23 protein-coding genes are annotated in these 24,861 nt (G+C 64.1%); 16 read left to right on the top strand and 7 right to left on the bottom strand.

Translation table 11 applies throughout. The features are described 5' to 3' along the window. Positions 1–21 precede the first annotated feature (21 nt). Both E6C64_RS11480 and E6C64_RS11475 read right to left on the bottom strand, forming a co-directional pair. Positions 22–447 (bottom strand): L-rhamnose mutarotase, encoded by a 426-nt coding sequence (locus E6C64_RS11480; protein ID WP_332908232.1) that lies wholly within the window; start codon positions 445–447, stop codon positions 22–24. After that, positions 444–1,094: an HAD-IA family hydrolase gene (locus tag E6C64_RS11475; protein WP_136427663.1), complete on the bottom strand. Its 651-nt coding sequence runs from the start codon at positions 1,092–1,094 to the stop codon at positions 444–446. Before E6C64_RS11475 ends, E6C64_RS11480 begins: the two co-directional genes overlap by 4 nt. 200 nt (positions 1,095–1,294) lie before the next feature. Here E6C64_RS11475 and E6C64_RS11470 point away from each other — a divergent pair, with 200 nt between their 5' ends. From E6C64_RS11470 to E6C64_RS11440, 7 genes are all read left to right on the top strand, one after another. Beyond that, entirely contained in the window at positions 1,295–2,140 is an 846-nt protein-coding gene (locus E6C64_RS11470) for a DeoR/GlpR family DNA-binding transcription regulator (RefSeq protein ID WP_136427662.1), read from the top strand. Positions 2,141–2,359: 219 nt separating this feature from the next. Further along, a complete protein-coding gene (locus E6C64_RS11465; RefSeq protein WP_136427661.1) occupies positions 2,360–3,178 on the top strand; it encodes an ATP-binding cassette domain-containing protein in 819 nt (272 codons plus the stop codon). 61 nt (positions 3,179–3,239) lie between these two features. Beyond that, positions 3,240–4,313, top strand: a complete 1,074-nt coding sequence (locus E6C64_RS11460; protein ID WP_158437842.1) for a sugar ABC transporter substrate-binding protein — start codon at positions 3,240–3,242, stop codon at positions 4,311–4,313. A 50-nt stretch (positions 4,314–4,363) separates the two neighbouring features. Further along, a complete protein-coding gene (locus tag E6C64_RS11455) occupies positions 4,364–5,368 on the top strand; it encodes an ABC transporter permease (RefSeq protein ID WP_136427659.1) in 1,005 nt (334 codons plus the stop codon). Next, positions 5,365–6,378 carry an ABC transporter permease gene (locus tag E6C64_RS11450; protein WP_136427658.1) on the top strand — a complete coding sequence of 338 codons (1,014 nt, stop codon included), beginning with the start codon at positions 5,365–5,367 and terminating at the stop codon, positions 6,376–6,378. Before E6C64_RS11455 ends, E6C64_RS11450 begins: the two co-directional genes overlap by 4 nt. A 10-nt stretch (positions 6,379–6,388) precedes the next feature. After that, positions 6,389–7,867: a rhamnulokinase gene (locus E6C64_RS11445; protein WP_136427657.1), complete on the top strand. Its 1,479-nt coding sequence runs from the start codon at positions 6,389–6,391 to the stop codon at positions 7,865–7,867. Between the two features lie 75 nt (positions 7,868–7,942). Beyond that, positions 7,943–9,169, top strand: coding sequence for an alpha-L-fucosidase (locus tag E6C64_RS11440; protein ID WP_136427656.1), 1,227 nt, complete (start codon positions 7,943–7,945; stop codon positions 9,167–9,169). A gap of 46 nt (positions 9,170–9,215) precedes the next feature. Here E6C64_RS11440 and E6C64_RS11435 read toward each other — a convergent pair whose 3' ends face one another. The 3 genes from E6C64_RS11435 to E6C64_RS11425 form a co-directional block, all read right to left on the bottom strand. After that, positions 9,216–10,073 carry a DeoR/GlpR family DNA-binding transcription regulator gene (locus tag E6C64_RS11435; RefSeq protein WP_136427655.1) on the bottom strand — a complete coding sequence of 286 codons (858 nt, stop codon included), beginning with the start codon at positions 10,071–10,073 and terminating at the stop codon, positions 9,216–9,218. 185 nt (positions 10,074–10,258) lie between these two features. Continuing rightward, complete coding sequence (locus tag E6C64_RS11430) at positions 10,259–13,078, bottom strand: FAD-binding and (Fe-S)-binding domain-containing protein (protein WP_136427654.1); 2,820 nt, start codon at positions 13,076–13,078, stop codon at positions 10,259–10,261. Then, complete coding sequence (locus E6C64_RS11425; protein ID WP_136427653.1) at positions 13,079–13,849, bottom strand: class II aldolase/adducin family protein; 771 nt, start codon at positions 13,847–13,849, stop codon at positions 13,079–13,081. A gap of 228 nt (positions 13,850–14,077) precedes the next feature. On the opposite strand from E6C64_RS11425, the gene E6C64_RS11420 reads away from it, so the two are divergent. The 6 genes from E6C64_RS11420 to E6C64_RS11395 all read left to right on the top strand — a co-directional run bounded on the left by E6C64_RS11420 (position 14,078) and on the right by E6C64_RS11395 (position 21,234). Further along, positions 14,078–16,114, top strand: a complete 2,037-nt coding sequence (locus tag E6C64_RS11420) for a bifunctional aldolase/short-chain dehydrogenase (RefSeq protein WP_136427652.1) — start codon at positions 14,078–14,080, stop codon at positions 16,112–16,114. A gap of 30 nt (positions 16,115–16,144) precedes the next feature. After that, complete coding sequence (locus E6C64_RS11415; RefSeq protein ID WP_136427651.1) at positions 16,145–17,818, top strand: fucose isomerase; 1,674 nt, start codon at positions 16,145–16,147, stop codon at positions 17,816–17,818. A 146-nt stretch (positions 17,819–17,964) separates the two neighbouring features. Beyond that, positions 17,965–18,912, top strand: a complete 948-nt coding sequence (gene glpX / locus E6C64_RS11410) for a class II fructose-bisphosphatase (RefSeq protein ID WP_233255674.1) — start codon at positions 17,965–17,967, stop codon at positions 18,910–18,912. Between the two features lie 64 nt (positions 18,913–18,976). Beyond that, entirely contained in the window at positions 18,977–19,876 is a 900-nt protein-coding gene (gene pdxS / locus E6C64_RS11405) for a pyridoxal 5'-phosphate synthase lyase subunit PdxS (protein ID WP_136427649.1), read from the top strand. Positions 19,877–20,583: 707 nt separating this feature from the next. Further along, on the top strand, positions 20,584–20,853 hold the full coding sequence (locus E6C64_RS11400; RefSeq protein WP_136427648.1) for a hypothetical protein: 270 nt from the start codon (positions 20,584–20,586) through the stop codon (positions 20,851–20,853). Between the two features lie 90 nt (positions 20,854–20,943). After that, complete coding sequence (locus E6C64_RS11395) at positions 20,944–21,234, top strand: hypothetical protein (protein ID WP_136427647.1); 291 nt, start codon at positions 20,944–20,946, stop codon at positions 21,232–21,234. A 26-nt stretch (positions 21,235–21,260) separates the two neighbouring features. Here E6C64_RS11395 and E6C64_RS11390 read toward each other — a convergent pair whose 3' ends face one another. Continuing rightward, positions 21,261–21,452 carry a helix-turn-helix transcriptional regulator gene (locus E6C64_RS11390; protein ID WP_136427646.1) on the bottom strand — a complete coding sequence of 64 codons (192 nt, stop codon included), beginning with the start codon at positions 21,450–21,452 and terminating at the stop codon, positions 21,261–21,263. Further along, the gene (locus tag E6C64_RS11385) at positions 21,449–21,754 is read right to left on the bottom strand and encodes a thioredoxin domain-containing protein (RefSeq protein ID WP_136427645.1); all 306 of its coding nucleotides are present in this window, start codon (positions 21,752–21,754) and stop codon (positions 21,449–21,451) included. The genes E6C64_RS11390 and E6C64_RS11385 overlap by 4 nt, the downstream gene beginning before the upstream one ends. A 551-nt stretch (positions 21,755–22,305) precedes the next feature. On the opposite strand from E6C64_RS11385, the gene E6C64_RS11380 reads away from it, so the two are divergent. The 3 genes from E6C64_RS11380 to E6C64_RS11370 are packed head-to-tail and all read left to right on the top strand — an operon-like array spanning position 22,306 to position 24,577. Then, complete coding sequence (locus E6C64_RS11380; RefSeq protein ID WP_136427644.1) at positions 22,306–22,527, top strand: plasmid mobilization relaxosome protein MobC; 222 nt, start codon at positions 22,306–22,308, stop codon at positions 22,525–22,527. After that, entirely contained in the window at positions 22,524–24,122 is a 1,599-nt protein-coding gene (locus tag E6C64_RS11375) for a relaxase/mobilization nuclease domain-containing protein (RefSeq protein ID WP_136427643.1), read from the top strand. The genes E6C64_RS11380 and E6C64_RS11375 overlap by 4 nt, the downstream gene beginning before the upstream one ends. A gap of 8 nt (positions 24,123–24,130) precedes the next feature. Beyond that, on the top strand, positions 24,131–24,577 hold the full coding sequence (locus E6C64_RS11370; protein ID WP_136427642.1) for a hypothetical protein: 447 nt from the start codon (positions 24,131–24,133) through the stop codon (positions 24,575–24,577). Positions 24,578–24,861 lie beyond the last annotated feature (284 nt).

Below are 24,861 nucleotides of genomic sequence, written 5' to 3'. Positions count from 1 at the left end.
GCCGGAAGGATGCGAAGGCGTTCAGCCCGCCTGCGACAGCCTGCTGAGTTGCTCTTGAAGGTTGAATACCTCACGCAGCGTCGTCGCATTCTGATCGGGCCGGCCGCCCGGGAGGGCTTCGAAAAAACCTGCAGCTTCGGCCTCCCATTTGGCTGTCTCCGGGTTCGCCGCTAGCGCTCTCTTCGATGCCTCGTCGTCATCAACCTCGTAGTAGCCAATCAGAAGGCCGTCCTCGCGGAGAAAGATCGAGTAGTTGCGCCTGCCCGACGCCTCGATGGCCTTCAGCATGGAAGGCCACACGGAGACATGACGCTGCTCGTACTCGGCCAATCGATCCGGCTTCACTTGCAATTGAAAGCAGATCCGCTGCACTGACGTCCTCCCGCTGAGATGGGTGTCGATAGGCGCATGGGTCGAAGCATTTCGCTCGGCCGAGGCGCCCGTCACATATGTACCGTGATGATTCCGTCCAGGCTCGACACCGTGGCAGCTGCGTAGTCGGGAATGCGGGTGAGGCCCCGTGTGGCGGAGCTCTCGTGGTCGCCGACGACGACAACGCGCATCCCGGCGGCTAATGCCGCTTGGATTCCCGCTTCCGCGTCTTCGAACACGATGACGTCCCCGGGGTCGACACCCAGCCTGCGCGCGCCCAGGAGATAGCCGTCAGGTGCCGGCTTTCCGCGAGTCACATCCTCTGCGGTCACCACCGTCGCGGGAATCGGTAGACCCGCACCGCGCATTCGGCCCTCGGCGAGACGCCAGTCAGCGGAAGTGACGAGCCCGATGCACGACTGGGGGAGCGCAGTCAGGAACGAAGCAGCCCCGCGGACTTCGATCGCTAGATCACTGCTGGCCACCTCCAATTCGGTGAGCTCCGCGGTCAGCGCATCGATATCGCTGCCAGGGGGAGCAAATCTGGCGACGCTGTCTTTTGCGCGCACTCCGTGGATCTCGGAAAGTAGCTCAGCTGGAGCCAAGCCGAAGCGGATCGCGAATCCCGTCCAGATCGATTCGACTGCAGCCAGTGAATCAACCAACGTTCCATCCATGTCGAAGAGGATCGCTCTGGCTGTTAGAGACGTGCTCTGGGACATCGGTCTTCCTGTTGAGGTGGGAAATCAATGGGGTGTCGCCGGTCCGAGACGGTATCCGCCGATCACGTCCTTGGCGAAGGTACCAGAGTGCTTTCGAAGTCCTATCGGAAGCTTACGAAACGGTCTAGATTCGTTCCGAAGTCGAAGGCTGGGCAGGTCCATCCAATCGTGCCAACCACTGGTCAGAAGGGGGACCTGTCGTGACCGAGCAGAATTCCCCGAGCGATCGCTACGAGGGGCTTCGAAGCGAGGTGATTCTCGGTGAGCTGCGCGCCGCTGGCCGAGTAAGCGTGCGCGGACTCTCCGATCGACTGGGAGTCTCGGAAGTGACAATCCGTAAGGACTTGGATGCCCTCGAGGATCTATCTCTGCTGCGCCGAGTCCGTGGAGGTGCGGTCAACTCGGCTCGAGGGGAGGAGGGGGCGTTCGCTGATCGACTGAGCCTCGACTCCGCGGTCAAGCGTGCGCTGGCGCGGGAGGTCGGGCGCTTGGTCAAGGATGGAGACTCGATCGCTATCGACTCATCGACGTCCGGCTACTACGTAGCTCAAGAGCTGCTCGACCGTAGGGATTTGGTAGTCGTGACGTTTGGGCTTCGAGCGGCCATGCTCCTCTTCGAACAATCCGACGCAACGGTGATCATGCCGGGCGGAGTGATTCGCAGGCAGTCGGGGGGAATGATCGGCTCCTTCGGGGACGCCCTCGCAGGACGTGTCGATGTCCGGCTCGGCTTCTTCGGTACCGCCGCCGTCTCAAGCCAGCATGGAATGCTCGAACTGTCCTCGGAAGAGGCTGTCACCAAGCGTGCTCTGGTCACCGCCTCCTCAGAAGTGCACGTTCTATTCGCATCAACGAAGATCGACAAGTTCGGCCTGCACTCCTTCGCGTCGTCCCAAGAGGTCACCCGTCTTTATACGGATGACGGCGCACCTGACGACTTCGTCTCCGATTGGGAGGCGATGGGAACTCCAGTGACGAGGGTGCCCGGCACTAGGGAGGGCCTTTCGGTTCGCCCCGCCGCGTCGCGCAGAGTGCACCGCGGCTGACCCCGATTGCAATCGGCGGAAGTAGTAGATCTCACCGCCGTAGGCCATTCGCGCGAACTCGGGACTCCGCCGGTCGTTCCGGAACACCGCACTCTCGCAACTCGGAAGCTTTCGAATGAAAGCTTTCAACCTTCGGTATGAGAGTGCTACGCTTTGGAAGAGGCGTTTTCGGCTTTCAAACCGTGCCTCAGTTCGACAATGCCGCCGAAGGAGCGCCCCATGCCACATGGCCTCGATACCACGTCCGCTGCTTCCCCGGCGACGGCCAATGGCTACGTGCTCGAGGCCGCTGGTATCCGGAAGGCTTTCGGGGCGAACGTCGCAATCTCCAACGCGTCGATGAATCTGCGCGAGGCCGAGGTCATGGGTCTCGTCGGTGACAACGGTGCGGGCAAGTCGACCTTCCTGAAGATCCTGTCCGGCTCGCAGCCCGCCGATGAAGGCACCATCACCATCGAAGGCAAGCGGGTTGAGCTCCGCACTCCCGCCGACGCCCTCGCCGCCGGAATCGAAACGGTCTACCAGGACCTCGCGCTCGTCGACACCATGGATGCCGCACAGAACGTCTTCCTCGGCCGCGAGCGATCGGCCGCCGGCCTTGCGGGTTTGTTCGGGTTCGTCAGCGATCGGAAGATGCGCGCCGAGGTCGGCGAACTCGTCAAGGACCTAGGCGTCAACATCCCCTCCTTGCGAGCTACGGTCCGCAGCATGTCCGGCGGACAACGGCAGAGTCTCGCAATCGCTCGCGCGGTCCTCTGGGGGCGGCGAATCGTCATCCTCGACGAGCCCACCGCAGCGCTCGGCGTACGCGAAACCGCCCACGTCCTCGATCTGATCCGACGTCTCCGTGACCGGGGCATCAGCGTCATCGTGGTCAGCCACAACATGCAGCAGCTGCGCGAGGTCGCCGACCGTGTCACCGTCATGCGGCTCGGCCGAACCGTCACCACGCGAGACATCGCATCGACCAGCGTCGAGGATCTCATCGGGCTCATCACAGGTGCTGTGATTCCCGATGAGACCATCTCGACACCTTGATCTTCGCCCGCACTGGCGAAGTACCCGCATCACCTTCCCCACCTCGAAGAAGAGAGCAACTATGCATATCAAATATTCGTTCCGACGGGTAGCCGTCATCGTCGCGGCCGCCGCCTTGAGTCTCGGTGCACTATCGGCCTGCTCCTCCGGTGACTCCGGTGGTGCTGGCGGATCCAGCGATGACGGGGACTTCACGGTTGGCGTTCTCGTCGCCGGCCACGACGCGCCGTGGGAAGAGCAGCAGGCAGACGTTGCGACAGCCCTCGCCGAGAAGCGCGGGTGGACGACAATCGTCCTCACCTACGACAACGACCCTTCCACCTTCACGCGCAACGTCTCGACGCTGATCTCCAAGAAGGTAGACGCGGTCGTCGGATTCATGGTCGCCACCGGCGCCAACGCCGCGGCGCAGCAGCGCTTCGAGGCCGCAGGCATACCCGTCATCACCTACGACATCGCCCAGGACGGCTGGTACTTCGTCGGAGTGGACAATGCGGCGTCTGGAAAGCTGAACGGCGAAGCATTCGGCAACGCGCTCAAAGAGAAGTGGGACTGTGACGTCGACCTCGTCCTGGAAGGACATCAGTCCGCTGCAGGCGCCGTCGATGAGCAGCGCACCGGAGGAGAGGCCGAAGGCCTCCTCAGCGTCTGCCCGGACATCCCCGAGTCGGCCTTCCAGTCGTTCGACAGTGACGGCACTGCTGCCGCCGCTCAGCCTGCGGCACGCAACCTGCTGACGGCCAACCCCAACGCCAAGCACATCGCAGTCGTCGGTATCAACGACATCAACGTCCAGGCCGCGCTCGACGCGCAGAATCAGCTGGGCGGCGACGCGGAGATCCTCGGATGGGGACAGGATGGCGGCCTCATCGGCACCGACGCGGCCAGCCCGAACATGCTGGGAAGCGCCTTCTACTTCCTGGAGGGCTACCCGCACTACTCATTCCAGATCCTCGACAAGATCGCTGCGGGCAACCCGCCCGAGATGGCGGACACGGCGGCCAATGGTCTGCTGATCCCCCCCTGCGTCGTCACTGCTGCAGAAGCCGCCGACGTGCCGTCGGGCGACGAGCGCACTAAGGAGATCGGTGAGAAGGATGAGGCCGGCCACGACCTCTTCTGCCCGACCAAGTAACTAGGAATCCATCAGCAAGGAACCACGCAGTAAGAAACACGGAGACGGTCGTGACGACAGCATTGACAGATCAGAAGACGAGGGCTGTTACAGCTCCCCGCCCCAGAACGCTCAAGGGAGACCACTACGGGATCACCGCAGCGGCACTCCTCGGCGCACTGGTCATCGTCATAGTCGTCACGACCGTCCTCCACCCCGACTTCTTCTCCGGCCGCACACTGATCGCCATCGGCTTCACCATGGCGATCACCGGAATCCTCAGTGTCGGCCAGGCGATCATCACCATCAGCGGCGCCGTTCTCGATCTATCGATTCCCGCTGGTCTGATGCTGCCCGCATGGGCGGTTGCCACGATGCTCGGCGCATCGAACCCTCTGCCGACTGCCCTCATCGTGCTCATCGGAGTCGCCCTCGGGGTCGTGTGGGGTGGCATCAACGCCCTCATCGTGACAACGCTCAAGATCAACCCGATCATCGTCACTCTCGGCACGAACTTCATCGGGATCGCTATCCTCAGCATGCAGTTCACAACGGCCACAGTGCCAGGGCGGTCCGAGCTATCGATGTTCGGGAACGGCAGCCTTCTCCTGCCCAACATCTGGTGGGTGATGCTTGTCGTCGTCCTCGTCGCAGCCCCACTCCTCAGATACACCCGTTCCGGGCGACACCTCACCGCCACAGGCGGCTCAGTCCCCGCAGCACGCAGCCGGGGCATCTCCATACGAGGCATGCGTTACCTGGCCTTCTGCACTGCCGGCATCTGCTACGGAATCGCAGGAGTCCTGTTCGCTGGTTCGACGAGCAACTTCAACCCGATGGGCAGCGCCAGCCTGTTGCTCTCCGTCATCGCCGCCGTGATACTCGCCGGCGTCCGCATGGATGGCGGACGCGGAAGCATCCTGCTGCTCCTGCCCGCCTGCGCGCTCCTCGCCACGGTGCAGACCGCCCTCGTGTTCTTCGGACTCGACGCCGCGATGCAGTCGGTCTTCCAAGGCGCAATTCTGATCATCGCTCTCGCCGGCGATGGATACCTGAGGAAGAGGTCCACTCGATGAGCACCCTGACCACCCATCGGACTCCCGTGGACCTCGACATCAGACCTCCCAAGCGGTTCGCCAAGATCCGAGCCTTCTATGGCGGGAGCTCCCTGGGCGCTGTAGTCACAGCTGCGCTCCTCGTGGCCGTGATATCCCTCATCGTGGCCGGCCCCGACTTCTATTCCGTCGACAACTTCGGCATTCTGACCAGCTACATCGCCGTCCCCCTCGTGATGAGCGCCTTCGCCTGCGTGGGGCTCCTCGCAGGCATCGTGGACCTCTCCGTCGGACCGATGGTGGGAGTGAGCGCGGCCATCTTCGCGGCGCTCGGCCCTCAGCTCGGCTTCTGGCCTGGCGCCGCCATCGCCGTGCTTGTCGCGCTAGCGGCGGCCGCCATCAACGCCCTGGCCGTCGTCAGATTCCGAGCGGACAGCATCGCCGCCACGGTGGGCATGCTGACCATCCTCTCCGGTATCACCCTCGCGGTCATCGGCAGCAACCCGCCGACCTACATCGTCGACGGGCTCTTCGCGTTCTCGCTAGGCGCCTTAGGACCCTTCTCCTACCTGTTCCTTATCGCCGTTGCCGTCATCCTTGCCGTCGCAGGCTTCGTGACCTTCCACAAGGTCGGACGTCACCTCCGAGCGGCAGGCGGCGACGAGAACGCCGCTACCCGCGCCGGAATCAAGGTGGGCCGACTTCGCGTATTCGCATTCCTCTTCGGAGGTCTTGGAGCCGGCATAGCCGGGATCCTCTACATCGGACAGAACGGAGGGCCCGCGCTCGAGATCGGGCCCAGCCTCACTTTCCAGAGCTACGCCGCGCTGATGATCGGCGGATTCAGCCTCGTCCGTGGCGGTGTCGGCAACCCGATCGGCGGGCTCTTCGGTCTACTCATCATCGGCGCCGTCGGCGTCCTCCTCGACCTGCAACAGATCAATAACCACTTCCTCGACGTCGTCCTCGGCTCGGCCCTGATCGTCGCGGTCCTGGTCGACAGGCTCCGCGGCGGCGACAGATTCGAGTGAGCAGCAGACGATGACCGCACTCACCATCGCAGCGGTCGACCTCGGAGCCGAGAGCGGGCGACTGATAGCCGCTCGATACGACGGCAATCGAATCGACCTCGACGTAGTCCGACGCTTCGCCAACACCCCCATCACAGTCGACGAGATCCCCCGCTGGGATATTGAGGGCCTCTGGGGTCAGATAGCGAGCGGGCTGGTCACACTGGGAGGGACAGATGTCATCGCGTCCGTCGGAGTCGACAGTTGGGGAGTCGACCTCGGGCTGTTCCGCGACGGGGAACTCCTCGAGCTCCCCGTGACCTATAGGGACCCCCGCCGGCGGCGCGGCTTCGAGCGCGCAATGTCGGCAGTCGGAGCCGAACGAATCTTCGCGGCAACAGGGAGTCAACTCCACGAGATCAACGGCGTATACGGGCTCGTCGAGGACCAGCAGTCCCGCCCTCAGCTAATCGCGGCCGCCGAACAGCTGTTGATGATCCCGGACATCTTCCACCAGCGACTTAGCGGCGTCTTCGCCAGCGAGTACTCGGTAGCGAGCACCAGCGGGATGTACGACGTCGGCGCGGGCCGCTGGGCCGATGGGCTGATGACCGAGCTTGGCCTTCCAACGAGCCTGCTCCCCGAGATCATTGCGCCGGGCACAACATTGGGGCGGATCCGTCTCGCGGACGCGGCGCCCGGCCTCGCGCAGACACTCGTCATCGCTCCGGCCGCACACGACACCGCCAGCGCGGTGGTCGCCATGCCTGGACTCGGCGCCAACACCCTCTTCATCTCCTCCGGCACGTGGTCCCTCGCAGGCGTGCTCCTCGACCACCCGGTCGTCAGCGACGCGGTGCGCGAACGCAACCTGACGAACGAAGGCGGATATGCCGGTACCGTCCGTCTGCTGCGCGACATCGTCGGACTCTGGATCCTGCAGGAATGCCGTCGGGACTGGGAGAAGCAGGGGATCCGCCTCAGCTACGAGGAGCTGGGGACGATGATCGAGAGCGAGGCTCCGCTTCGAGCCTGGATCGACGTGGACTCCGGCGAGTTCCTGCACGCTGGCGGCATGCCGGACCGCATCCGTGCCGCCTGCGAGCGACAGGGCATGCCTGTGCCCGAGACGCCTGCGCAGGTCGCTCGGGTGGTCGTGGACTCCCTCGCTCTGGCCTACAAGGTCGTCGTGGACGACCTCGAAGCCGTCACCGGGCAACGCATCAGCGGCGTCTCCGTGGCTGGCGGTGGAACCGCGAACAGAGCCTTGCAGCGCGCAACCGCCTCAGCAACGGGTGTGCCTGTCACCACGTGGTCGAGAGAGGCAACTGCCTTGGGTAACGCAGCGGTTCAACTCCAAGCCCTTGGCGAGATCACGAGTCCCGAAGATTTTGCCAGCGTGATCGCCGCCAGCTCCACACCAGAGACCTTCGAGCCAGGAGGCCACAGTGATTGGCGCGCCGCAGTCGAAGCGTTGGCTGACCTTCGCCTCGAGCGAAGTGGTCACTGACCAGATAAACCCGAATCGATGAACCCGGCGAACCCGCCACATCGAACAGATCACTCACTCTAAGAACGGAACACCATGACCGACTCCGACCACACGCTGGCCCAGTGGGCGAAGGACGCAACGCTCGGCATATTCATCCACTGGGGCCTGTACTCCGTTCCTGCATGGGCTGAGCCCACTGGGGCATGGGGAAACATCCCGCCCGAGGAGTGGTTCCCCCACAACGCCTATGCCGAGTGGTACGCGAACACCACGCGGATCGAAGGATCGCCCGCCGCCGAACGCCATAAGGAGATCTACGGCGACGCCTCGTACTACGACTTCCTCGAGATGTGGAATCCGTCGGAGTATGACCCGAACGAATGGGCCGCACTTTTCAGCTCGATCGGAGCCGACTACATCCTCCCGGTCACCAAACACCACGACGGGGTCGCGCTCTGGGACGCTCCTGGCGAGAATCAGCTGTCGACCGTGACCCGGGGGCCGAAGCAGGACTTGATCGGACCGTTAGCCGACGCCGTGCGCGCGCACGGAATGCGCTTCGCCGTCTATTACTCCGGCGGACTCGACTGGGCTCGCACTGATTACCCGCCGATCCAGAGCCTCGAAGACATCGAGGAGCTGCGGCCGAAGGGCGTCGAGTACACGGCGCTCGCCACGTCTCACATGCGAGACCTCATCGATCGATACCAGCCTTCCCTCATCTGGAACGACATCGAATGGCCTGACGCGGGAAAGACCGACGGCACCCTCGACGAACTCATCGCGCACTATCGCGCCGTCGTGCCCGACGGCGTCCTCAACGATCGGTGGGGCGAGAAATACTGGGACTACCGCATCAGCGAATACGCGTTCGACGCCGAGAACGAACACGGTACCGGCTGGGAGCAGACGAGAGGGATGGGCTTCTCGTTCGGCTACAACCAGGTCGAAGACGAAGCTCTGACGATCACTGCACGCGAACTCGCCAAGGTGTGGGCGGACATAGTTGCGCGAGGTGGCCGCTTGCTCCTGAATGTCGGACCGCAGTCCTCCGGAAAGATCCCGGATATCCAGCGCCGCACCCTTGAGGCGCTCTCGCCGTGGATGTTGGAGATCAAACCCCTCACGGCAGATCGCTCCGTCCTCGCCCCGGGCGTGCTTGAGCTGACCTCCGGCGAAGCCGACTCCTGGTATCGCGCATGGCGATCGAGGGACCAGATCATCGTCGTGGTCGAGGACCCGACACTGGAATTCTCATCGTCGGACGGCACTGCGGTGCACGTGGTCCCGCTTCCCGAGGCCACCCGCACCGCGGTCTGACACGGACGCGTTGACCGGGCGGGCATCGCAGAGCCCGCCCGGTCCGCTATACCGCCTCTGCTTCGCGCTCGGCTCCGGCCAACGAGAGTGCCCGGGCTTCGAGCGCGCTACGGGTACCGGCGACACGGACGACCGGGGTGCCCACCTTCTCCCACTCGTGTAAGAAGGCGTCGTCAGCCAGCTCGTCGGTGTAGATCCGAGTCACCTCGCTGGCGCTTGCGAACGAGTTGATGCCAAAGCGTCCGATCTTGGACGATGCGAGGGAGACGTGCACTTCATCGCATACCGCGACGAGCGCTCGTTTGGTCGCTGCCTCCTCGGACGACAGCTCGAGCATGCCGTGCTCAATGGAAAGGGTCGCGGTGCCGAAGAATCCTGCGCCCAGTCGGCCGCGGCCGGCCAGCGTATTGCCGAACGATCCCACCATTCCGCCTGATGCCCGTCTCACAACACCACCGGGCATGACCACGGTCGCGTTGGACTGTTCGAGCAGCAGGACAGCGGTCCGCAGCCCGAAGGTCACGACGATCAGATCATCGCGGTCCACAAGCTCTTGGGCCAGATAGTAGGAAGTCGTCGACGAATCGATCGCGATCGAATCGCCGTCCTGCACGTTCTTGGCGACCTCCCGGGCGATTGCTCGCTTCGCGGCTGCATCCATCAGCATCCGGTCCGCGAACGCGCCTTCTTCGCCGCGTGCGGACGGGACGGCTCCACCTCGAACGCGGCGCAGCAAGGATCGCTCTTCAAGTGCGTCAAGATCCTTTCGGATCGTCACCTCCGAGACGTTGAGCCGCTCCGCGAGGTCCCGGACGCTAACCTTGCCCGTTGCGCGCAGTTCGTGAAGGATCACTTCCTCACGGATGCCATCAAGACGTTCCGGAACCTGGCGTCTGTCTGACAAAGAGCTCCCCTTACGACATCATCCGACCCTGGACGCGGCTGATTCGGAACTCACGCCGCCGTCTTCGGAAGGCGTCCGTGGATCTTCGAAACGCTCCGCTTACGATACTCCTTTCGTCACCGGAGTCGGAGGTCGATGCGGATACGCGGATGCGGCTGACCCGGGGAGGCAAAAGACGCCCTGGCCTAGCGAGGCACTACCTCGTCCAGGAGCTCGAGTATGTGTCGGTACGGCTGGCCGGTGGCCCGTGTCATCCCCAGTTCGCACGTTCTGTTGAGCGATCCATGAGCGGATGCATGCGCTGCGTCAACACCCGCCGACTCGGAGGCGGTGGCAGACGCAGTCAGTTCGGGGTGCAACATGCCGCGGTCTCCCGCAAAGGCGCAGCAGCCCCAGTCATCGGGCACCGCCACCTCTTCCGCGACAGCGGAAGCCACTATCGTCAGCGCGCCGTTGATGCCGAGACGTGTCGATGAGCACGTGGGGTGCAGGACGATGGAGGAAAGCCGGACGCCTGGTTCGAGTCCCGGCAGCACGGACTCTGCGACGAACGCGACTGCATCGATCACGCGTATGCCGTGCTCGCCTGCAGCCTCGAGGAGGACCTCGAGACCTTCAGTGCAAGAGGAGGCGTCGGATACGACCGGCAGCCGGCCGCCTCGACTGGCTTTCAGCAGGGACGCGGCCACGCGATCCTTCATCACCGCATAGCCCTCGGTGAGGCCTTTCGACTTCCAGGGGGTCCCACAACACAACGACGGTAGGTCCTCCGGAGTCACGAGGGGCACGCCTGCTCGTTCGCAGAGCCGAGTGAACGATTCGCTGACGCCATCGCCGCCATCGGCAGGACCGAACATCGTCGTGGTGCAGCTGGCGAAGTACACTGCTGCCGGGTCCGGATCGTCCAGCTTCCGCCGGCGGCTTCCTCCTGCGGGGAGCTCGCCCGAGTAGTGCGGCACGGTGTCCGCGCCGAGCACAGCGCGGCCCAAGTCTGTTGCAAGGGCCGGGAGGACGGCGGGGAGCTTGCTGGTCACTGTGAGGGCGACGCCTCCCGCAAGCGTGACGGCGTCCCAGCTCTTCGCAGCTGCCTTCCATCCCGCCTGAGCGGTTCGACCTTGCGCCTCGCCGCGCAGTCTGCGGACGAGGTCGCCCGTGTTGATCAGCACAGGGCAGGCGGTTTGACACATGCCATCGACGGCGCAGGTCTCTACGCCGTCGTAAACGTAGTCATGTTCCAGCTCGGCCAGGAGGTCGAAGTCGCCGATCTCCCGCGCTCGCTCCATCTCACGACGGATGACAATGCGCTCACGGGGGGTGAGGGTGATGTCCTTACTTGGGCAAGCGGGTTCGCAGTACCCGCACTCCACGCACCGATCGACTTCGACTTCGACCGTTGGTGCGGTCTTCAGATTGTGGACGTGCCCTTCGGGGTCGTCGGTCAAGAGGACGCCAGGGTTCAGCACATTGTGCGGGTCAATGAGTGCCTTCACCTCGCGCATGACGGCGTAGAGCTCGGCGCCGTACTGACGTGACACGAAGGGAGCCATGATGCGTCCTGTGCCGTGCTCCGCCTTCAGCGTGCCTTCGTGCCCGAGAACGACTTCGACCATCTCATCCGTGAAGTCCTTGTAGCGCGCGAGCGAATCGGGGTCGTCGAATCGCTCGTTGAGCATGAAGTGGATGTTGCCGTCCTTAGCGTGACCGAAGATGACGCTCTCGGAGTACCCGTGCTTCTCGAAGAGCGCGATCAGGTCGATGCAGGTGGCGTAGAGATTATCGACCGGCACCGCGATGTCTTCGAGGAGCGCTGTGGTGCCGGATGGACGCGCACCGGCGACCAACGTGTACAGGCCCTTGCGGATGTGCCAGAGCTGCGCCCGTCGCTCCGCATCGGTGCTCAGGGTGCCTGGAAAGGCAAGCGGAAGCGCCGCGAAGATTTCAGCTGATTGCGCCACCTTGAGTTCGAGTTCACTGGCGCTCGCTTCCTGAAATTCGACGAGGAGCGCGGCATGATCGACAACCCTCAAAGATGCAAGATCGTCGGTTGCTCCCGGATCCCGCTGTGCTACACGAAGGCTGGTCGCATCCATCAGCTCGATGGTCGCGAAGCCCGCTGCCACCAAGTGCGTCAGGGAGCTAGTCGCCGCGGCCAGATCGGGGAATAGCAGGAGCGCCGTCGCCAGATGGGTCTTCAGTGGCACCGTACGGAACGTTGCTTCCGCCACGAAGGCAAGAGTCCCCTCACTTCCCACGACGAGATGTTCCAAGATGTCCACCGGACGGTCGTGATCGAGGAATGAGTTGAGGCCGTAGCCCATCGTGTTCTTGATGGAGTGCAGCGCGAGCAGACGAGAGACCGAGGTCGAGTCTTCTCTGATGCGTTTGCGTAGTCGGTTGAGTCCTTCATGGATTCGAGGCTCGCTGAGACGCAGCCGCTCATCTGCATCGGGCAGGGAGGTGTCGACGACCGTTCCGCTGGGCAGCACGAGGACCGCAGAATCCAGCGTGCGGTACGTGTTCTGTTCGACCCCACAGGCCATACCGCTCGAGTTGTTCGCAACTACGCCTCCGACGGTGCATGCGATCTCGCTAGCGGGATCCGGTCCCAGCTTTCGTCCGTGCCGGAGCAGGCGCATGTTGACGGCACGAACCGTCGCGCCGGGGCCCGTGCGGACGCGCTCGCCGCGATCGATCACTTCGATCTGGCGGAAGTGCTGGCGCGTATCAATGAGCAGGCCGTCCGTGCCCGCCTGCCCGCTCAGGCTCGTGCCACCTGAACGGAAAGTGACGGACACCCCATGGGCGGCGGCGGCAGCCACCGCACTCGCGACCTCGACGGCGTTGTGGGGAGTGGCAACCGCTTGGGGGGTCAGCAGATAGTGCGATGCATCGTGGGCTGCGGCCAATCGATCGATGCTGCGGATTCCGACTGGAACCCCTCGAGCGTGCAGATCGTCGGCCAGCTCGCTCGTCTTGACGTCCCGCGCGATCGGACTGGGCCGCATCTACATACCGGCGAGGCGCTGACGACGTTCCGTCATGTCCTCGCGAAGGAAGTAGTGATCGACGGTGTCCTTGCCAAGGCCGACGACACCGCCGGCCGATAGCGCCGCCAGACGGATCTTCGCTCCCTTGACAGCCATGAGAGTGATCGCCTCGGCCGCCTCGGCGGTATTGGCCCGGGCAACCAGTCCGTGGTTACCCAAAAGGATGAGCGAAGGAGCCTCTCCTCGTTCGTCCACTGCCGTTCGAAGCGCTTTCGCAAAGATCCGGCCCAACGCAAGTCCTGGTTCGGCGTAGGGCACGAAGAGGGGCTGCCCAATGACGACAGCCTCGTCGGAATACACCCACTCGTCGAAGGTCGTCGCCGCATGGACGCTCGCAAGAAGCGCGACCACCGGCGTCGGGTGGGTGTGTGCGACGTAAACCGCCGGCGCGATCGAATGAACGGCCGCGTGCACGAGGGTCTCGATAGACGCTTTGCGGGGCGCGCCCCCATGCTCGCCCGCGTCGAGAATCGCGGAAAGATCGGCCTGCGTGGCCGACTCATCGTCGACGACCGCCATTATCGCTTCGATTTCCGTCACAACGAAGTCTGCACTCGTCACTCGCGACAGGTACGAGCCGGAAGTCTTGATCACGATGGCGTCGTCATCGAGGCGCTTCGACGCATTCCCTTCCGCGAGGATCACCAGGTCCTTGGCCGGATCCCCCAGTGAGAGCGACAGTTCGAGCAGCTCGTCATCGACCAGCGCGGGGTCCCATCGAGTCGCCATGCGGTGAAGCCTTTCTTTCGGTGGTGCCACGCTAGCCGTCCAGGTGCGGCGTCATCGTCGTTCCGAAGGTCTAACGACAACTTCGAAGGTAGATTAGCCATCTACGAAACACAACTGAAACCTGATACGGTTTCGTTTGAAAGACAAGCGCCGGTTCTCACCTCACGGTGCCACTTAGCAAACCTCCCGCTTTCAATGTCGGGGTACGAGAATCCAAAGGGATCAACGATGACTCATTCGCCCCAGTCCGACCTCATCGGGCGGTCGCACCGCTTCGGCGCCGACAAGACCGTGACGAACTATGGAGGAGGCAACACCTCCGCCAAGGGTCAGGGGGTTGATCCGTCCACGGGCAAGGATGTGGAGCTGCTCTGGGTGAAGGGCTCAGGCGGCGATCTCGGATCACTGACCGAGTCGGGCCTAGCTGTGCTCCGTCTAGATCGATTCCGCGAGCTGAGCACTGTCTTCCGCGGGCCGGAGCACGACGACGAGATGATCGATTTCTTCGACTACGTGCGCCACGGCCAGGGGGGAGCGGCCCCGTCGATCGACACCAGCATGCACGCCCTCGTCGAGGCGGACCATGTGGACCACCTCCACCCGGACGCCGGGATCGCCATCGCCACGGCAGCCGACGGTGAAGCACTCACCGCCGAGATCTTCGGCGGCAAGGTCGCCTGGGTGAACTGGCGTCGCCCCGGGTTCCAACTGGGCTTGGACATCTCCGCCCTTCAGAAGGCGAACCCTGAGCTCATCGGCGTGATCCTTGGCGGCCACGGCATCACCGCCTGGGGCGAGACCAGCGAGCTCGCAGAGCAAAACAGCCTCTGGATCATCCGTACGGCAGAGGATTACATCGCGAGTCACGGCAAGAAGGAGCCATTCGGCCCCGCCGTCTCCGGCTTCCAGCCGCTTCCCGAAGAAGAGCGGCATAGCAAAGCCGCCGCCTTGCTGCCGCATGTGCGAAGCCTCGCTTCGACGGACAAGCCACAGGTCGGCCACTACATCGACAGCCCTGAAGTTCTCGACTTCCTTGCCTCCCGCGAGCATCCCCGGCTTGCCGCTCTAGGCACCAGCTGCCCCGATCACTTCCTTCGTACCAAGGTGCGCCCGCTCGTTCTCGATCTGCCGGCAACGGCCTCGATCGAGGACGCAATCGCGCGGCTCAAGGAGCTCCACGTCGAGTACCGCGCCGACTACCAGGCCTACTACGACGCCTACGCCTCAACAGACAGCCCTGCGATTCGCGGAGCCGACCCAGCGATCGTCCTCGTGCCCGGCGTCGGCATGTTCAGCTGGGGTGCTGACAAGAAGACCGCCCGGCTGGCCGGCGAGTACTTCGTCAACGCCATCAACGCCATGCGCGGCGCCGAAGCCCTCTCGACCTACCAGCCGATTCCCGACTCCGAGAAGTTCCGCGTCGAGTACTGGATCCTCGAGGAGAACAAGCTTCGTCGCATGCCGAAGCCCAAAGCGCTCGCCACCCGCATCGCCTTGGTCACGGGAGCCGCAGGCGGCATTGGCAAGGCCATCGCGATCCGACTCGCCGCCGAAGGTGCATGCGTGGTCATCGCCGATCTGGACCTCCAGAAGGCGCAAGCCGCTGCCGCGGAAATCGGCAACACAGATGTGGCCATCGGCGTGCGCGCCGACGTCACCAGCGAAAGCGACGTCGCGGCCGCTGTGGATGCAGCGGTCCTCGCATTCGGAGGCGTCGATCTGGTCGTCAACAACGCAGGACTCGTCCTTGCACGATCACTTCTCAACACCTCAGTGGCGGACTGGGACATCCAGCACAACGTCATGGCCAAGGGATCCTTCCTCGTCTCGCGGGCAACCGCGCGGGTCATGATCGATCAGGCGCTCGGCGGCGACATCATCTACATCTCCTCTAAGAACTCGATCTTCGCGGGACCTGAGAACCTCGCCTACTCCGCCGCCAAAGCGGACCAGGCACACCAGGTCCGCCTCCTGGCCGCCGAACTCGGCGGCGACGGAATCCGAGTGAATGGCATCAATCCCGACGGCGTCGTCCGCGGCTCCGGAATGTTCGCCAACGGATGGGGAGCCAAGCGGGCCGCGGTCTATGGAGTACCTGAAGACGAGCTGGGGGAGTACTACGCCCAGCGCACGCTGCTCAAGCGCGAGGTCCTGCCGGAGAATGTGGCCAACGCCGTCTTCGTGCTGTGCTCGGCAGATCTGAGCCACACCACAGGACTACATATCCCCGTTGACGCCGGAGTCGCCGCCGCGTTCCTGCGCTGACCTGCCTGCTCTCGCGGAGAAAGCTCACCGATGACCACCTCATACCTCTTTCCCGACACGATCAGCCATCCCGAAGCGGCGCCGAAGACCGTCTACCTCGTTGCGAGCGGCGACCTCCGGGTCTCCGCCAACCGGGCCGGTTGGTCGACCCAGGCCCTGCTCGAGCAATCGATAACCGCGGCCGTCGAGCGACATGGCTGGAAGGTCGTCCGCGCCCACGAGTACGACCCGGCAGCAGGGCACGGATTCATTTCCAGTCAAGCCATGGGTATTCGCGTCTTCCGTAACGTGCCTCTCAACGCCCCATTGATCGTCGCGGAGTCCATCTGGCAGTACAGCCACCACGTGCTGCCTGGGCTCCGATCACACCTCGGCCCCATTCTCACCGCGGCCAACTTCGCAGGCGATTTCCCCGGGCTGGTCGGTCTCCTCAACCTCAACGCAGGCCTCACAAAGATGGGTCGCCCCTACTCGACGGTCTGGAGCGTTGACTTCACCGACGGCTGGGCGCGCGACAGGATCGACGAATGGCTGCTGACGGGGCAGATCCACCACGACAACAGCCATGTTTCGGACTTGCCCGCGCTATCGACCCTAGGAGGGGACGAAGTCGCGCTCGGTAGCGCCTTAGCGGCGCAGCTGCAGACGGAGAAAGCCATCATCGGCATCTTCGACGAGGGCTGCATGGGCATGTACAACGCGATCATCGACGACGAGTACCTCAATCCGCTCGGCATCTACAAGGAGCGCCTGTCGCAGAGCGCCCTCTATGCGGAGATGCTCACCGTTCCGGACGACGAGGCACTGGCCATCCGCACATGGGTGGAGCAGGCAGGCCTCATCTTCAGGACGGGACCGGACGACGCCGTCGATCTCACAGACGCGCAGATCCTCGAGCAATGCCGCATGTATATCGCAGCCCTTCGCATCGCTGATGACTTCAGCGCCGACGCCATCGGCATCCAGTACCAGCAGGGGCTCAAGGATCTTGTTCCGGCATCTGATCTGGTCGAAGGGCTCCTGAACAACGTCGAGCGTCCCCCCGTGACGAGCCGCGACGGCCTACGAGTGCTCTACGAGGGTGCTCCGCTCCCTCACTTCAATGAGGTGGACGAGGGGGTCGCCGTCGACGCGCTCCTCACGAATCGCGTGTGGACCGCGATGGGACTCGATCCGGCCACCACGCTGCACGATGTGCGCTGGGGAGAGGACTATGACGGTCGATTCGTCTGGGTCCTCGAGATTTCCGGAGCCGTTCCGCCATCCCATCTGACCGGCGGATATGCCGGCTCGGAGAGCTGGCGCCAGAGCCCCAATTACTTCCCCGCGGGAGGCGGCACCATTCGGGGTCTCTCGAAGCCGGGAGAGGTCGTATGGTCGCGCATCTACCTCGAAGGAGGCGAGCTTCACTTCGACATCGGCCGGGCGACAGCGATCGAGCTCCCGGCGGAGGAATCCGAGCGACGGTGGGCCGCCACCAACCCTGAGTGGCCGATGATGCACGCAGTCCTCCACGGCATCACCCGTGACCAGTTCATGGCCCGTCATAAGGCCAACCACCTCCAGGTCGCCTACGCACCTACTGCCGACCAGGCAGATCGCGCCCTGCTGGCCAAAGCTGCACTTGTGTCTCAGCTCGGTATCGCAGTGCACCTCTGCGGCGATGTCGATCTGAGCGCTGGCGTCCCTGCGGCCCAGACCTAAACACCCCCGCTTTCTGCGGGGCTCATATGTCCGTTGCCGCTGACGGACTCTCCTCCCCGAGGCGGACCCGATCTCTAGAGGTGAAAGTGACGACTCCGGACACTGAAGCGGCGAGCCTCTTCCTGCACCCCGACCGCAACCTGGCCATGGAGCTGGTGCGCGCCACCGAGGCGGCGGCCATCCGTGCCGTGCCGTTCATCGGCCGCGGCGACAAGAACGCCGCCGACAAGGCCGCGGTCGACGCGATGCGGGCGTTCCTCGGAACGGTCAACTTCGACGGCGTCGTCGTGATCGGCGAGGGGGAGAAGGACAAGGCGCCGATGCTCTACAACGGCGAGCACGTCGGCAACGGCCGCGGACCCGCCTGCGATATCGCGGTCGATCCGATCGACGGCACCTCGCTCACCGCCGCAGGGCGGCAGAACGCCCTATCGATGATCGCGGTCTCCGATCGCGGATCGATGCTCGACGCGTCGTCGGTGTTCTACATGGACAAGATCGTCACCGGGCCCGAGGGGATCGGCGTCGTCGATATCCGCAAGCCGATCGGCGAGAACATCCGTGCGCTGGCCAAGGCGAAGGGCAAGGCCGTCGAGGAGATGGTCGTCGCCGTCCTCGACCGTCCGCGGCATGCGCAGCTGATCGAGGACATCCGCGCGGCCGGCGCCGGAACGCGTCTGCTGCTGGATGGCGATGTCGCGGGCGGCATCAACGCGGCCCGGTACGAGACCCGGATCGACATCTGCGTTGGCACCGGCGGCAGCCCGGAGGGTGTTGCGACCGCGTGCGCGATCAAGGCCCTCGGTGGCCTGATCCAGGGCAGGCTCGCGCCGAAAACCGATGAGGAGCGCCAGAAGGGGCTCGACGCCGGCCTGCAGTTCGACTACGTCTACAGCTCGGATGAGCTCGTGCGCAGCGAGAACACCTTCTTCGTCGCGACCGGTGTCACCGACGGCGGACTCGTCGATGGAGTACGGCGCAAGGGTCCGATCATCCGCACCGAGTCCATCATCTTGCGCGCCCATTCGGGCACTATTCGACGGGTAATCGCGGACCACCTGGCCGAGAAGTGGCTCGGCGAGGACCTCCCCTAGATCCAACGAACGACACCTGGCGAGGCGAGCCCGCCCGCTGACCAGATCACGGAACCAAGGACTCATGGAAAACACGACGAACACCGCGCACGCCTCCACCCGCGTCAAGCGCGGGCTCGCCGAGATGTTCAAAGGTGGCGTCATCATGGATGTCGTCACGCCTCAGCAGGCCCGCATCGCCGAAGACGCGGGCGCGGTAGCTGTGATGGCCCTGGAGCGCGTGCCGGCGGACATCCGGGCAACGGGCGGTGTCGCGCGAACCAGTGACCCTGACTTGATTGAGGCGATCATGGCGGAGGTCTCCATCCCCGTCATGGCTAAAGCTCGCATCGGTCATTTCGTCGAGGCGCAGGTGCTTCAACATCTCGGCGTGGATTACATCGACGAATCGGAAGTTCTGAGTCCCGCTGACTATGCGAACCACATCGACAAGTGGAAGTTCGAGGTGCCATTCGTCTGTGGTGCCACCACGCTCGGTGAGGCCCTTCGCCGAATCACCGAGGGCGCCGCCATGATCCGCTCAAAGGGAGAGGCGGGCACCGGAGACGTCTCAGAAGCGACTCGTCACATCCGAAAGATCCGGGGGCAGATCCGCGCTCTGCAAGCGCTCGAGCCCGATGAGCTTTACGTTGCAGCGAAGGAACTCCAGGCTCCCTTCGAGCTTGTCAGCGAGGTTGCGGCCAGCGGAAAGCTGCCCGTCGTCCTCTTCACTGCGGGCGGGATCGCGACACCGGCCGACGCCGCCATGATGATGCAGCTCGGAGCTGACGGAGTGTTCGTCGGCTCGGGCATCTTCAAGTCCGATGATCCAGCTCCGCGCGCTGCCGCAATCGTCAAGGCGACCACCTTTTACGATGATCCTTCAGTCGTCGCTGATGCATCGCGCGGTCTGGGAGTGGCTATGGTCGGGATCAACGTGCCTGACATCCCAGCACCCCATCGCATGGCCGAGCGCGGCTGGTAAAGGTATTCAGAAGCAGCCTCAACTTGCCCGGCCGGCTGGGCTTGAACGACGCACTGTTCGCCAACCTCTGGATTCGGGCGGGCTGCCTCAATAGTGGGCCGTGGGCCGTGGGCTGTAGCCGTAGGGCCGCCGCTTCACGCGCCCGTCGTGCCCATCCGCCACGGACAGTCCACCTTCGGCAGTCGCCAGAGCAGTGTGGCCCAAGCGCTGCCTCGACGCGCCACCGGTGGCGATCGACAAACATGAAGGCCTTTCGACGCTCGGTGCTCCGCAGTGCCGACAGCGCCGGATCCATTCCGTGCTGAGACGACGCGCTGACTATCACCACGTACTGATCTCCTGTCCATCCAGAAGCCATCGCGTTCTGCGACTCAGGGCATTTCGGCTGTAGATGGTACGTGCCGTGCTCGCTGCGGCAAGGGCGCCTTCGGCGTCGCTGCGCGAGTCCGCTTCGCTTCCCCCTTGCCTCCGTTCCGCGCGCCCCGAAGCGGCGCAGGTGCCGAAAGGCACTGAGGAGAGGGGTAGTGACCATGGGTGGTCATCTTTCATGGACCGACGGCGTTTGGTCCTTCGGCCGGTTGACGCGAACGGACAGACTGTTTGGGCCGTCGTATCTGTCGCCGGAGGACCGCGCGGCTCTTCCGGCCCCGCGGTTCGAGGCTGTGCAGGATGCGGACCCGCGGCAAGCGGCTCGATTCTGGCGGCGCATGAGCAAGGCGACACCGGATGGTGTCATTGCCAAGCGGATCGGCCGCGAGCTCGCGGCTATCCGTCGCGAGAAGCAGAGCCGGGATGCGAAGGCTGACTGGGCTAGGAGGCATCGCGTGCTCCTGCTCCGCTGGGCCGCGCAGGAGGCTCGCTACCAGAGACGGAGAGAGTCCTACGCGCGAAACTGGGCCGCAATCAGCGAGGCCCGGGCCCTTCAGATCGCCGAAGACGTGCAGGCCCGCTCAGAGGCAAAGCGCACACAGCCCTGAAATCAGGGCGCGTTATCCACAGATGGCCGGTTCGCGAGCGAATCGGCCATCTGTCTTGGACACGGTGGAGTCCTACGAAAGGAAACGCCCATGTCCCACTTCCTGCAGCTCGTCGTTTTCGACTTCCCCTCCGAGGGGATTGGACAGGTGCGCGACGAATGGATCAACCCTGACCGGATCGAGTCAATCGCTCCTCACCTGGAGATCGAGAAGTCAGGCGGCGATCAGGTTTGGCTCGAACTGACGATGGCCAGCGGGCCGAGCAAATATGTCCCGGTCGGCCCGCTGGCCGGAAGGAATCTTCTCGCCGTAGCCGGCGATGCGATCCGTACTTTCTTCGGAGACGACTCCGTTCAGCCGGTCGTCGCCTACTCGATGTGACTTGTCCGACGGGGTCACGCACCCGGTCAGAACAGCGGAATGTCCCGCCTGATCCAGTCGGCGAGCTGGCGCGGGCCGTAGCGGATGACGCCCTCAGGGAGGCTGAAGTAATTGGGACCGGTGCCTGCCGCGCGCCATGCCGCCAGCTGCGCGGTCGTGATGTTGAGCGCAGCCGCAACCTGCTCCGGCGTGAGCAGCTGCCGCACCTGCTCGCTCATTGGCAGGAGTCGCAATCGAGCCCGTCCTCCGGGTCGACAGGGGCACGGTGTTTCGGGCGACGATTGATCGCGGCGACAATCGCGATCTTGTCGGGACGATATCCACCCCAAAGAGCGGCGCCCACGGTAACGAGGGGAAGCTGGCCGACACGAAATTCGCGTCCGCTCGGGATGGAGACGCCCGGGGCAGATAGATCCACGATTACGTACTCGAGGCCCGCTGCGCTGAGCGCTTTTGTGGTGGCGATGCAGTCGGGGTCGCCCGGCCGTATGTAGACGGTGATTAGTTGCTGCTGGGACATTTTCTTCTCCTTCTCCCGCAATGAATTGCCTTTCGGCAGAAGACGAAAGCTGCGTCGCGCACAGTGGAGGCAAGGGTGCCGACGTGGGGTTTGTCGGCATCGCGGAGCGACGCGGAGCGCCCTTGCTGGAGCGAGCACGGCGCATACACTCCGAGAGCCGGAAGGCAACGAAGTTGCCAATGAAGGCCTCGGCCGAAGGTCGAATCCGATCAGGACGAGGGACGGGTCCGCAGGGTCCCGCAGCTGGGTGCTGGGCGGGTTTGGCGGAGCAAGCTATAGGTTTAGGTGCCCTAAACCTGGACTGCGCGTTCGCCTCGGCGCACACTTGTCGAAAGCCCCGCGGGCGGCGGGGTCGCTGCGCTGGGCAGAACCTCGTGGAGGTGATCGTGGATTCCATCCCCGAGGAGGGCGGACGTCATCGACGTGAGAATTCCGAAGAACCGCGTGTGCGTCGGCGGGTTCTTAAGCTCACTGTGGCGGAGGACGAGGCTTTGGCCGCTCGCGCAGCTGAGCTTGGAGTTTCAGTTCCGCGCTTCGTTCTAGAGGCAGCAATGGCCTCTAGAACGGAGACTCCTGTCCTCCGCAAGAAGGCGCTCGCTGAGCTGTTCTTGATCCGGCGGATCCTGGCAAACCACGCCAACAACACGAATCAGCTGGCTAAGTGGGCCAATGCGCAGCGGGCGTTCCCCGAGGAGGCCGGTCGCATCTACCGGGACTATTCCGGAATTGTGGCGCAGCTGAATTCAGCGCTGCGAAAGCTCCAGGACTCATGATCCCCAACATCACCCGCGGCGCGAAGATGGGCGGACTGCTCGTCTACCTCGCGGGTGATGGGCGGCGCAACGAGCACGATGAGCAGCACATCGTCGCCGGCGATTCGGCGACGGTGACACTGTTCGGTTACGACGTCCTCGACCGTGAGACGGCGCTTGCCGTTGCCGCTGACCTCGATCAGCCGAGGCGCGAGTTCGGCGTCGAGGTCACCCGGCTGATCACGGTGCAGGATCCCGATGGCGGAGAGCCCATTCGACAGCGCATCGACGCATCGGTCTGGCACTGCTCGCTCTCCCTCCATGCCGACGAGGGCCAGCTGACCGATGAGCGGTGGGCCGCCATCGCGAGCGACTTCATCGACGAGATGGGATTCAGCGAGACATCCGGTCATGCGGCAACCCGTTGGGTCGCCGTTCGCCATGGCCTCTCCGCAACGGGCAATGACCATGTGCACATCGCCCTGTCACTGGTTCGCGAGGACGGCACGAAGGCTTCTACGCACAACGATTTCCGACGGGCGCAGGACGCTTGCCGAGAGCTTGAGAAGAAGCATGGACTTTCGGTCCTCGAGTCGCGGGAGCGCGGTCTCGGTGAGCGCGGCGTCAAGCCGGGCGAGCGCGAGCAGGCCGCTCGAACCGGGGCGGTCGAGATCGATTCCCATCGTCTAGAGCGCTTCGTGCGCGCGGTCGCCACAGCCTCCGTCGACGAGGCCGAGTTCGTCCGTCGACTTCATGCTCACGACGTGATGCTTCGTCCTCGTTTCGCTGCTGGACGTGACGATGTGATTGCCGGCTACTCGGTAGCCATCCGTCCTTCGGGCGATAGTCGTCCCGTCTGGTTCGGAGGCGGCCGACTCGCGCGTGATCTGACGCTGCCAAGGCTACGGCAGGGCTGGCTCGACTCTCCCGAAGCATCCGGAGCTGCGGTCGTGGAGTGGCAAGCGACGTTCCGCAATCCCTGGAGATACACGCCGTCGAGGGCGGGACGCGAAGCGCAGGAGATCTCTCCGAGGCAATGGGCACAGTTCACGAATGACATAGAGACGATGCGGCGACAACTTCGCTCCGTCACGGTCGACGATCGCTCGGCGTGGGCTCACGCCGCTCGGGACGCGTCCGGACTCTTTGCCGCCTGGTCGGCACGCACGGAGAGAGTGCCTGGACCCCTTGCCGCCACGGCGCGGTCGTTAGCTCGAAGCGCCCACATCCCCGCGCATCTATCCAAGCCTCGGCCAGCTGGGTTGCAGTCCATCGCCGCGGCGGCCTCACTTCTGCTCCTGGCAGATCCCCGACTCCAGGGGAGTGCGGCCTCGGCCGTGCTGCTTCAACAGATGGGTCGGACCACCGTCGCGATCATGGACGCGCACCGAGCCGCAGGTGAAGCTGTTCGTGCAAAGGAGCTTGCTGACACCATGCGTCAGCACGTGGTCCGCCTCCGTGACGAACTCCCACCCGTTCTGATGCCTGACAATGCGACCCCTTCGGCTGAGTCGCAGGCCGCGCTCGGGGCTGGACCTGGGCGTCCTATCCGACCGAGCTTCGACGCAGCGCGACGAGCGCAGACCGCCCGAGACCATTCCAACGGGCGTGATTAGGAGACGCGGTGGACGAGAGCGACGGAGTCGTCGAGTCGATCGATGTGCAAACACGGGTGGCGGCGGGAGCCGTTGTGCAGAGCGTCGAACAGGTCGCTCGTTTTCGGTCTGGCATCTCTAACATTCGCGCACAACGGGAGCGGTCGGATGCACAGCACCTCGAGACGCGTGCCTCGGTCATCGCTAAGGCCGAGTCGGCTGAACTCAAGGCACCAGCGCGCCTCAACGGCCCCTCGGGTCCACAACCGATGAACGCGGTCCTCTCTGAGCTTGTGCCTACTCATGAATCGAAGACGATCGACGGGGAGGCCCGCAGCGCGAACGCTAGAAGGCTCGCGGCGCTGGACTATCCGGGAGTTTTGTCGCTTGAGGACGGTCCGCAGGAGCATCGCGGCCCATCCAGTCGACGTCCGACGTCTCCGCGACGTGAGCGTGACGACGGCCTCGAACGTTGATAGCTCGCTAGGCGGCGACTAGATCGGCGGTCGCTGAGGCTTCGGACCGAAGTATGCTCCTCCGCCGTCCACCTCGGGGTCATCTGGGAGTGGTGACCACCAGGTGGAAGAGCCCGCTGGTCCGCCAGCAGCGGTGACCTCGAGGAGCAAATCCATCGGCAACGGCTTGCCCTCGTTGTTCCGGAGGCGCTCTTGAGTCTCGGGTGAGAGCTTCGGCCACCACACACTGATATGCGCCATGAAGGGATGTTGCCGTATACATCGCACTTCCGCCACGCTCTTGG

Origin of the sequence: Naasia lichenicola (genome assembly GCF_004801885.1) — a bacterium.
Taxonomy (GTDB): domain Bacteria; phylum Actinomycetota; class Actinomycetes; order Actinomycetales; family Microbacteriaceae; genus Naasia; species Naasia lichenicola.
This window is presented reverse-complemented; position numbering and strand designations above follow the sequence as displayed.

Coding starts and splice junctions, on each gene's coding strand:
- E6C64_RS11475 (WP_136427663.1), bottom strand. CDS start 1,094: ATGTCCCAGAGCACGTCTCTAACAGCCAGAGCGATCCTCTTCGACATG.
- E6C64_RS11465 (WP_136427661.1), top strand. CDS start 2,360: ATGCCACATGGCCTCGATACCACGTCCGCTGCTTCCCCGGCGACGGCC.
- E6C64_RS11460 (WP_158437842.1), top strand. CDS start 3,240: ATGCATATCAAATATTCGTTCCGACGGGTAGCCGTCATCGTCGCGGCC.
- E6C64_RS11450 (WP_136427658.1), top strand. CDS start 5,365: ATGAGCACCCTGACCACCCATCGGACTCCCGTGGACCTCGACATCAGA.
- E6C64_RS11445 (WP_136427657.1), top strand. CDS start 6,389: ATGACCGCACTCACCATCGCAGCGGTCGACCTCGGAGCCGAGAGCGGG.
- E6C64_RS11440 (WP_136427656.1), top strand. CDS start 7,943: ATGACCGACTCCGACCACACGCTGGCCCAGTGGGCGAAGGACGCAACG.
- E6C64_RS11430 (WP_136427654.1), bottom strand. CDS start 13,078: ATGCGGCCCAGTCCGATCGCGCGGGACGTCAAGACGAGCGAGCTGGCC.
- E6C64_RS11425 (WP_136427653.1), bottom strand. CDS start 13,849: ATGGCGACTCGATGGGACCCCGCGCTGGTCGATGACGAGCTGCTCGAA.
- E6C64_RS11420 (WP_136427652.1), top strand. CDS start 14,078: ATGACTCATTCGCCCCAGTCCGACCTCATCGGGCGGTCGCACCGCTTC.
- E6C64_RS11415 (WP_136427651.1), top strand. CDS start 16,145: ATGACCACCTCATACCTCTTTCCCGACACGATCAGCCATCCCGAAGCG.
- glpX (WP_233255674.1), top strand. CDS start 17,965: ATGGAGCTGGTGCGCGCCACCGAGGCGGCGGCCATCCGTGCCGTGCCG.
- pdxS (WP_136427649.1), top strand. CDS start 18,977: ATGGAAAACACGACGAACACCGCGCACGCCTCCACCCGCGTCAAGCGC.
- E6C64_RS11400 (WP_136427648.1), top strand. CDS start 20,584: ATGAGCAAGGCGACACCGGATGGTGTCATTGCCAAGCGGATCGGCCGC.
- E6C64_RS11395 (WP_136427647.1), top strand. CDS start 20,944: ATGTCCCACTTCCTGCAGCTCGTCGTTTTCGACTTCCCCTCCGAGGGG.
- E6C64_RS11390 (WP_136427646.1), bottom strand. CDS start 21,452: ATGAGCGAGCAGGTGCGGCAGCTGCTCACGCCGGAGCAGGTTGCGGCT.
- E6C64_RS11385 (WP_136427645.1), bottom strand. CDS start 21,754: ATGTCCCAGCAGCAACTAATCACCGTCTACATACGGCCGGGCGACCCC.
- E6C64_RS11380 (WP_136427644.1), top strand. CDS start 22,306: ATGGCCTCTAGAACGGAGACTCCTGTCCTCCGCAAGAAGGCGCTCGCT.
- E6C64_RS11375 (WP_136427643.1), top strand. CDS start 22,524: ATGATCCCCAACATCACCCGCGGCGCGAAGATGGGCGGACTGCTCGTC.